This window comes from Pseudomonas reactans (genome assembly GCF_013387025.1).
In the GTDB taxonomy this organism is placed as follows: Bacteria; Pseudomonadota; Gammaproteobacteria; order Pseudomonadales; family Pseudomonadaceae; genus Aquipseudomonas; species Aquipseudomonas reactans.
On the sequence record NZ_JACAQP010000040.1, the window covers coordinates 77,777 to 86,051 of the forward strand.

Annotated in this window: 7 protein-coding genes; all 7 read right to left on the reverse strand. The window is 59.6% G+C overall.

Annotated features, from left to right (window positions below; all coding sequences use genetic code 11):
- Nucleotides 1-119 precede the first annotated feature (119 nt).
- Complete coding sequence (nuoF, locus tag HX793_RS27725; protein WP_016975547.1) at nt 120-1,475, reverse strand: NADH-quinone oxidoreductase subunit NuoF; 1,356 nt, start codon at nt 1,473-1,475, stop codon at nt 120-122.
- A complete protein-coding gene (nuoE, locus tag HX793_RS27730) occupies nt 1,472-1,969 on the reverse strand; it encodes an NADH-quinone oxidoreductase subunit NuoE (RefSeq protein WP_016975546.1) in 498 nt (165 codons plus the stop codon). Before nuoE ends, nuoF begins: the two co-directional genes overlap by 4 nt.
- 2 nt (nt 1,970-1,971) lie before the next feature.
- Nucleotides 1,972-3,756, reverse strand: a complete 1,785-nt coding sequence (gene nuoC, locus HX793_RS27735) for an NADH-quinone oxidoreductase subunit C/D (protein WP_025999674.1) — start codon at nt 3,754-3,756, stop codon at nt 1,972-1,974.
- Nucleotides 3,757-3,828: 72 nt separating this feature from the next.
- On the reverse strand, nt 3,829-4,503 hold the full coding sequence (locus tag HX793_RS27740) for a NuoB/complex I 20 kDa subunit family protein (RefSeq protein ID WP_016975544.1): 675 nt from the start codon (nt 4,501-4,503) through the stop codon (nt 3,829-3,831).
- 10 nt (nt 4,504-4,513) lie between these two features.
- Entirely contained in the window at nt 4,514-4,927 is a 414-nt protein-coding gene (locus tag HX793_RS27745) for an NADH-quinone oxidoreductase subunit A (protein ID WP_003219575.1), read from the reverse strand.
- Between the two features lie 643 nt (nt 4,928-5,570).
- Nucleotides 5,571-6,896 (reverse strand): isocitrate lyase, encoded by a 1,326-nt coding sequence (aceA, locus tag HX793_RS27750; protein ID WP_003174717.1) that lies wholly within the window; start codon nt 6,894-6,896, stop codon nt 5,571-5,573.
- Between the two features lie 491 nt (nt 6,897-7,387).
- A complete protein-coding gene (locus HX793_RS27755) occupies nt 7,388-8,125 on the reverse strand; it encodes a secretin N-terminal domain-containing protein (RefSeq protein ID WP_177060887.1) in 738 nt (245 codons plus the stop codon).
- Between the last annotated feature and the right edge of the window lie 150 nt (nt 8,126-8,275).

Below are 8,275 nucleotides of genomic sequence, written 5' to 3' on the forward strand. Positions count from 1 at the left end.
TTGGCCCGTTGTCAGCGGGCGTGGCTAATGGAATCTTGTTATTCATGGGCATCAACACAGCCTTTACGGCGTCAGCCCATGAGAAAGCGAAGGGTACGGACCCTTCGCCTTTTAAAGCGTTACGCGCCGACTACGATCGGCTTTGCCAGAGGCGGGACGGCGGCGCTGGTAGGCGCGATACCGGCTTCGAACTCCGAGCGGAAGTATTTGATGGCACTGCCCAATGGCTCCACGGCGCCCGGTGCGTGAGCACAGAAAGTCTTGCCAGGGCCGAGGAAACCGACCAGGCCGAGCAGGGTTTCGATATCACCCTCGCGGCCTTCGCCATTTTCCAGGGCCATCAGCAGCTTCACGCTCCACGGCAGACCGTCGCGGCATGGGGTGCAGAAGCCGCAGGATTCACGGGCAAAGAACTGCTCCATGTTGCGCAGCAACGAGACCATGTTCACCGTGTTGTCCACCGCCATCGCCAGGCCCGTACCCATCCGGGTGCCGACCTTGCCGATGCCGCCGGCATACATCTGTGCGTCGAGGTGCTCGGGGAGCAGGAAGCCGGTGCCGGCGCCGCCTGGCTGCCAGGCTTTCAAGGTGTAGCCGTCGCGCATGCCGCCGGCGTAGTCCTCGAACAGCTCGCGTGCGGTCACGCCGAACGGCAGCTCCCACAGGCCAGGGTTCTTGACCTTGCCGGAGAAGCCCATGAGCTTGGTGCCCATGTCTTCACTGCCTTCGCGGGCCAACGATTTGTACCAGTCCACGCCGTCGGCAATGATCGCCGGCACGTTGCACAGGGTTTCGACGTTGTTCACGCAGGTCGGCTTGCCCCACACGCCCACGGCGGCAGGGAAGGGCGGCTTGGAGCGCGGGTTGGCGCGGCGGCCTTCGAGGGAGTTGATCAGTGCGGTTTCTTCACCGCAGATATAACGCCCGGCGCCGGTGTGCACGAACAGTTCGAAGTCAAAGCCCGAACCGAGGATGTTCTTGCCCAGCAGGCCCGCTGCCTTGGCTTCTTCCACGGCACGGTTGAGGTGCTTGGCGGCGGTGGTGTACTCGCCACGCAGGAAGATATAGCCACGGTAGGTTTTCAGCGCGCGAGCACTGATCAGCATGCCTTCGATCAGCAGATGGGGCAGTTGCTCCATCAGCATGCGGTCTTTCCAGGTGTTCGGCTCCATTTCATCCGCGTTGCACAGCAGGTAACGGATGTTGATGGATTCGTCTTTTGGCATCAGGCCCCACTTAACGCCCGTGGGGAAGCCTGCACCGCCGCGACCTTTCAAGCCTGCGTCTTTCACGGTCTGGACGATATCGTCCTGGGCCATGTCGGCGAAGGCCTTGCGCGCAGCGGCGTAACCGTTCTTGGCCTGGTACTCGTCGAGCCACACGGGCTCAGCATCGTCACGCAGGCGCCAGGTCAGCGGGTGGGTCTCAGGCGAACGCTTGATCAGGTTGGCCGGGCCGAAGGATGTAAGGGTCATGGGTAGCCCTCGAGCAATTGGGTCACGCCAGTTGCCTGCACGTCACCGAATGTGTCGTCGTCGATCATCAACGCCGGCGCCTTGTCGCAGTTGCCCAGGCAGCACACCGGCAGCAGCGTGAAGCGGCCGTCAGGGGTGGTCTGGCCGAGGCCGATGCCCAGTTTGGTCTGGATCGCGTCAACCACCGATTCGTGGCCGCCGATGTAGCAGACCATGCTGTCGCACACGCGAATGATGTGGCGACCGACCGGCTGACGGAAGATCTGGCTGTAGAACGTGGCCACGCCTTCAACGTCGCTGGCAGGGATGCCGAGGATCTCGCCGATGGCGTAGAGGGCGCCGTCCGGCACCCAGCCACGTTCCTTCTGGACGATCTTCAAGGCTTCGATCGACGCCGCGCGCGGGTCTTCGTAGTGATGCAGCTCGTGCTCGATGGCCGAGCGCTCGGTTTCACTCAAGGTGAAACGGTCTGTCTGGATAAGCGTGCTGTTCATGCTTAGCGGTCCACGTCGGCCATAACGAAATCGATACTACCCAGGTACGCAATCAAGTCCGCGACCATCTCGCCTTTGATCACCGAAGGGATCTGCTGCAAGTGGGCGAAGCTTGGGGTACGGATACGGGTGCGGTAGCTCATGGTGCCGCCATCGCTCGTCAGGTAATAACTGTTGATACCCTTGGTCGCTTCAATCATCTGGAAGGATTCGTTGGCCGGCATGACCGGGCCCCACGAAACTTGCAGGAAGTGCGTGATCAGGGTTTCGATGTGCTGCAGCGTGCGTTCTTTCGGCGGCGGCGTGGTCAGCGGGTGATCCGCCTTGTACGGGCCGGCCGGCATGTTGCGCATGCACTGCTCGATGATCTTCAGGCTCTGGCGCATTTCTTCGACGCGCACGATGCAACGGTCGTAGGCATCGCCATTCGCGGCCAGCGGGACTTCGAATTCGAAGTTTTCGTAGCCCGAGTACGGACGCGCTTTACGCAGGTCGAAATCGCAACCCGTTGAGCGCAGACCGGCACCGGTGACGCCCCATTCCAACGCCTCTTTGGTGTTGTACTGGGCGACGCCGATGGTACGGCCCTTGAGGATGCTGTTATCCAGCGCAGCCTTTTGGTACTCGTCCAGACGCTTGGGCATCCAGTCGATGAATTCCTTGACCAGGCGCTCCCAGCCATTCGGCAGGTCGTGGGCAACACCGCCGATGCGGTACCAGGCCGGGTGCAGGCGGAAACCCGTGATGGCTTCGATGACCTTGTAGGCGCGCTGACGGTCGGTGAAGGTGAAGAACACCGGGGTCATGGCGCCGACGTCCTGGATATACGTACCCAGGAACAGCAGGTGGCTGGTGATTCGGAAGAACTCGGCCATCATGATGCGGATGGTGTCGACGCGGTCCGGCACCTTGATACCGGCCAGCTTCTCGACCGAGAGCACGTACGGCAGGTTGTTCATCACGCCGCCGAGGTAGTCAATACGGTCGGTGTACGGGATGAAGCTGTGCCACGACTGACGCTCGGCCATCTTCTCGGCACCACGGTGGTGGTAGCCGATGTCCGGGACGCAGTCGACGATTTCTTCGCCGTCCAGTTGCAGGATGATACGGAAGGCACCGTGAGCCGAAGGGTGGTTCGGGCCCAGATTGAGGAACATATAGTCCTCGTTGGTGCCGGAGCGTTTCATGCCCCAGTCTTCCGGACGGAAACGCGCCGCTTCCTCTTCAAGCTGTTGCTTGGCGAGGTTGAGGCTGAACGGATCGAATTCGGTGGCGCGGGCAGGGAAGTCCTTGCGCAGCGGGTGACCTTCCCAGGTCGGCGGCATCATGATGCGCGTCAGGTGCGGGTGGCCCGGGAAGTCGATACCGAACATGTCCCACACTTCACGCTCGTACCAGCTGGCGTTCGGCCAGATACCGGTCACGGTCGGGATGCTCAAGTCGTTTTCGTTTAGTGCGACCTTGATCATCACGTCGCTGTTACGTTCCAGCGACATCAGGTGGTAGAACACGGTGAAATCGGCGCCGCTCGGCAGCCCTTGACGCTTGGTGCGCAGACGCTCGTCCACGCCATGCAGGTCATAGAGCATGACGTACGGCTTGGGCAGGTTGCGCAGGAAGGTCAGGACCTCGACGAGCTTGGCGCGCGCCACCCACAACACCGGCATACCGGTGCGTGTGGCCTGGGCGGTGAAGGCGTCAGGGCCAAAACGGTTATTGAGTTCGACGACCACATCCTGGTCGTCTGCCTTATAAGGCGGGATGTACAGAGCGCTGCCTGTAGTCATGGTTTTTTTATCGCTTTCGGTCAACGTAAAGAATGAAGCCAGGTGTTCGTTCTATAAAAGAAGCGGGCTGGATCAGACTTCGTCAGGGCTGCGCAGGTTGGTGACTGCGATTCGCTGTTCGCGGCGCTCTTCCTTTTGCGAAGGCATCTCGGCGCGATACACACCTTGATCGCCGACGACCCAGGACAGCGGGCGACGCTCCTTGCCAATCGATTCCTGCAGCAGCATCAAGCCTTGCAGGAATGCTTCAGGGCGGGGCGGGCAGCCAGGCACGTAGACGTCCACGGGCAGGAACTTGTCCACCCCTTGAACGACGGAATAGATGTCGTACATGCCACCGGAGTTGGCGCACGAACCCATGGAGATAACCCACTTCGGTTCGAGCATTTGCTCGTAGAGACGCTGGATGATCGGCGCCATCTTGATGAAGCAGGTGCCGGCGATAACCATGAAATCCGCCTGGCGCGGCGATGCCCGGATAACTTCGGCGCCAAAGCGCGCGATGTCGTGGGGCGCCGTGAAGGCGGTGGTCATTTCCACGTAGCAGCACGAAAGACCGAAGTTGTACGGCCACAGGGAGTTTTTACGCCCCCAGTTGACCGCGCCACTCAGCACGTCTTCCAGCTTGCCCATGTAGATGTTTTTGTGGACTTGATCTTCTAACGGATCGGAAACGGTTTCCCGTTCGCCGATAGGGTACTGATCGTTAGGAGCATCCGGGTCGATCCTGGTGAGATTGTATTGCATCGCCAAAGCCTCATTGTTTCAGCTTCGCTTGCCGCTTACGACGAGCTTCCGGAGCCCAATCAAGGGCGCCCACTCGGAATAGGTAGACAAGGCCTGCCAACAGAATTGCTATGAAAACGAGAGCTTCGACGAATCCGGTCCAGCCGCTTTCGCGGACAGACACAGACCAGGCAAAGAGAAAGAGGGCTTCGATATCGAAGATCACGAACAGCATCGCGACCAGATAGAATTTGGCTGAGAGCCGCAAGCGGGCGCCACCTGTAGGCAGCATGCCGGACTCGAACGGTTCATTTTTGCTGCGGCCCCAGGCTTTTGACCCGAGGAGGCTGGAGACACCAAGCATGAAGGCGCAGAGGCCGACAACACCGAGGAGGAAAATGGCAAAGCCCCAGTTGTGGGCCATGAGTCCTGTCGCTTCGGTCATGCTGGAAATCCTTAACAGAGAGCAAAAGTCTCTGAGCTCGAAAAAGTAACGATGCAGTGACGATATGTCGCACTGCAATCAATCGCGGTGATTTTATGGCTAAACACCGGGCAAGTAAAATTCCTATAGCGAAATTATTCGATGGAATAAGGACATAGTGCACCTTCGTGGGGCTGTAGCCCTTGTGTGGTGGGCATTAGCGGGCATTTAATCAAATGTGTTTTGTTTGTCCTGTAACGAAGTTTTCATGCGCCAAATGATAATGAATATTGTTTGCGTGGGGTTTAAGCGAATGTTTCTCGTGTGGCGGGGGAAGTTGTCGTTACTTGCTAGAGTGTCGCTTAGTTGCTGACGGGGATCTTTTAACCGATCGGGGTGAAGCGGATACCGCTCTAGATCAATGTTTTGCGCAAAATCCTTCAGATCGAATGCGTTCCCATGTGGGAGGGGGCTTGCCCCCGATAGCGGTGTGTCAGTAACAGATTTATTGGCTAGCACTCCCTCATCGGGGGCAAGCCCCCTCCCACATTGGACTTGTGGTGATTTTGAAATAAAAAAACGCCCCGAACAGGTCGGGGCGTGATTGTTGTGCGGCACTGCGGTTAGGTCTTCCTTGGGGCCGCAGTGGCCGTGTACGCAGTGCTTAGTGGAACTGCTCTTCTTCGGTCGAGCCGGTCAGCGCGGTCACGGACGAGGTGCCGCCCTGGATCACGGTGGTCATGTCGTCGAAGTAGCCGGTGCCCACTTCCTGCTGGTGCGCCACGAAGGTGTAACCCTTGGCGGCGTCAGCGAACTCCTGCTCCTGCAGCTTCACGTAGGCGGTCATGTCGTTGCGGGCGTAGTCGTGCGCCAGGTTGAACATGCTGTGCCACATGTTGTGGATGCCGGCCAGGGTGATGAACTGGTGCTTGTAGCCCATGGCGGACAGTTCGCGCTGGAACTTGGCGATGGTCGCGTCGTCCAGGTTCTTCTTCCAGTTGAAGGAAGGCGAGCAGTTGTAGGACAGCAGTTGGTCCGGGTATTCCTTCTTGATCGCTTCGGCGAAACGACGGGCTTCGTCCAGGTCCGGCTTGGCGGTTTCGCACCAGATCAGGTCGGCGTACGGCGCGTAGGCCAGGCCGCGGGCAATCGCCTGGTCCAGGCCAGCACGTACCTTGTAGAAACCTTCCTGGGTGCGCTCGCCGGTCACGAACGGTTGGTCGTACGGGTCGCAGTCCGAAGTCAGCAGGTCAGCAGCGTTGGCGTCGGTACGCGCCAGGATGATGGTCGGAGTACCGGCAACGTCAGCAGCCAAGCGGGCAGCGGTCAGCTTCTGCACGGCTTCCTGGGTCGGAACCAGTACCTTGCCGCCCATGTGGCCGCATTTTTTCACGGACGCCAGTTGGTCTTCGAAGTGCACGCCGGCAGCGCCTGCCTCGATCATGCTCTTCATCAGCTCGTAGGCGTTCAGTACGCCGCCGAAACCGGCTTCAGCATCAGCCACGATCGGCGCGAAGTAGTCGATGTAGCCTTCGTCGCCTGGGTTCTTACCGGCTTTCCACTGGATCTGGTCGGCGCGACGGAACGAGTTGTTGATGCGCTTGACCACGGTTGGAACCGAATCCACCGGGTACAGCGATTGGTCGGGGTACATGGATTCAGCGGAGTTGTTGTCCGCTGCCACTTGCCAGCCGGACAGGTAGATCGCCTGGATACCGGCTTTCACCTGTTGCACTGCCTGGCCGCCAGTGAGGGCGCCCATGCAGTTGACGAAATCTTTGTCGGGACGGAAGGAAGGCTTGGCACCTTGGGTCACCAGGTTCCACAGCTTCTCGGCGCCGAGTTTTGCGAAGGTGTGCTCAGGTTGAACCGAGCCACGCAGGCGGACGACGTCAGCAGCGGAATAAGCGCGGGTCACGCCTTTCCAGCGTGGGTTTTCAGCCCAGTCTTTTTCGAGGGCTGCAATTTGCTGTTCGCGTGTCAGTGCCATGGAAGTAAACCTCGTCGCGTCTTCTTGTGGTGGAAAAAATCCATTTGCCAGCCCTGCATTCAAATGCGTGGGCAGGGCTGCTCGCTGACCAGAAGCTTAGGCGGTCATGTCGGGTCTGGCGGGGAATGCGACGGGATGAACGATTGGCGAGAGGGGCGGTAGGTAAAGGCGGGCCGCGAACAGTCTGAGGGCGTCGTGGGCCCTTGGGTGTTCAACAGCGTGTAGCCGGGTTACCTGGTTAGCTTCCGTCCCTCGGGACAACTTCGTTCCAGTCGCAACCTCGTCAAACACGCCTTGTGGGCGGTACAGACACGAATCGGCTCAGGTGGGTAGCTTAGAGCGGCGATCCGAAGGCCCTTGCCAGGGCCCCTGATTAGCGGGAGCGAGGCCATCATGCCCATGCTTTTTTGGATCGTCAAATGTTTTGTAGTGCTTTTTTTCAAGCACTACATCTTTAGTCTAATACGACTCATCAGTCAGTTTTTGGTGCTTCAGTTCAGGGTGTCGACCTTGACCCGCACAGTCAGGTCATCGCGCCCCTGAGTAGAGTAGCTGCGGGTTGTAGAGGATTTGTCGGCCTGGGTTTCGCGATTGATGCCGGCCAGGGGGATCCACTCGCCCAGGCGCCCGCTGACAGTTGTGTCGGTGCTTTGCACATTCACTACATCCGGACGTTCCTGGCTCATGCGGTCACGGTTGGTACTGATCGCCAGGTGCACGGTCTCGCCGGTGACGCTGGCCGTCACGTAGAACCCCTGGGTGACGTTGCGATACTGGGTCTGGTTCTGCAGGCGGCCGTAGCTGTCTTGTTGGGTGGTGGTCAGCGGTACGCTCTGGCCGACCTGGATCAGCGCGGGCACACCTTCGCTGGCCTGGATCTGCTGGATGCCACCGTCACGACTGGCGGTGCCGTAGCTGATGATGCGCGTCTGGCTGTCGCCGCTGTTCTGCTGGTTGTTTTCGTTGGTGTCGACGGTGATCAGCAGGCGCTTGGCCGGTGTGTCGAGCTGTGAGAGCAGGGCGCGCAAGTCCTGGATCTTGGCGGGGTCAGCGTTGACAATCAGCTGGTTGCCGTAGGCGCTGACGGTGCCGTCCTTGCCGATGAAATTCTGCGCAACGGGCAGCAGGTCGGCGCTGGTGCGGTTGCTCAGGTTGACGACTTCAGTGTCAGCCATGGCCGAAGCGCTGACGGTCAAGAGAAGGGCGGTGAGCAGGGTGCGTAGGGACATGTCCGTTATCTCTGCGAGTCATTTAGGCTGGATAGTGCCAGTTTGTCGGCCTGGCGGGGTGCAAGTTGAATCGTAGACGGCAAAATGCCCTGGCAGTGCAGGGCATTTTTGGGTGTTGCTGAAATAGCCTTCGCGAGCAAGCCCGCTTGT

What these genes read in the sequence shown, in the direction of transcription:
- HX793_RS27745 (WP_003219575.1), bottom strand. Translation starts at nt 4,927, where the DNA reads ATGACCGAAGCGACAGGACTCATGGCCCACAACTGGGGCTTTGCCATT.
- nuoC (WP_025999674.1), bottom strand. Translation starts at nt 3,756, where the DNA reads ATGACTACAGGCAGCGCTCTGTACATCCCGCCTTATAAGGCAGACGAC.
- aceA (WP_003174717.1), bottom strand. Translation starts at nt 6,896, where the DNA reads ATGGCACTGACACGCGAACAGCAAATTGCAGCCCTCGAAAAAGACTGG.
- HX793_RS27740 (WP_016975544.1), bottom strand. Translation starts at nt 4,503, where the DNA reads ATGCAATACAATCTCACCAGGATCGACCCGGATGCTCCTAACGATCAG.
- nuoF (WP_016975547.1), bottom strand. Translation starts at nt 1,475, where the DNA reads ATGACCCTTACATCCTTCGGCCCGGCCAACCTGATCAAGCGTTCGCCT.
- nuoE (WP_016975546.1), bottom strand. Translation starts at nt 1,969, where the DNA reads ATGAACAGCACGCTTATCCAGACAGACCGTTTCACCTTGAGTGAAACC.
- HX793_RS27755 (WP_177060887.1), bottom strand. Translation starts at nt 8,125, where the DNA reads ATGTCCCTACGCACCCTGCTCACCGCCCTTCTCTTGACCGTCAGCGCT.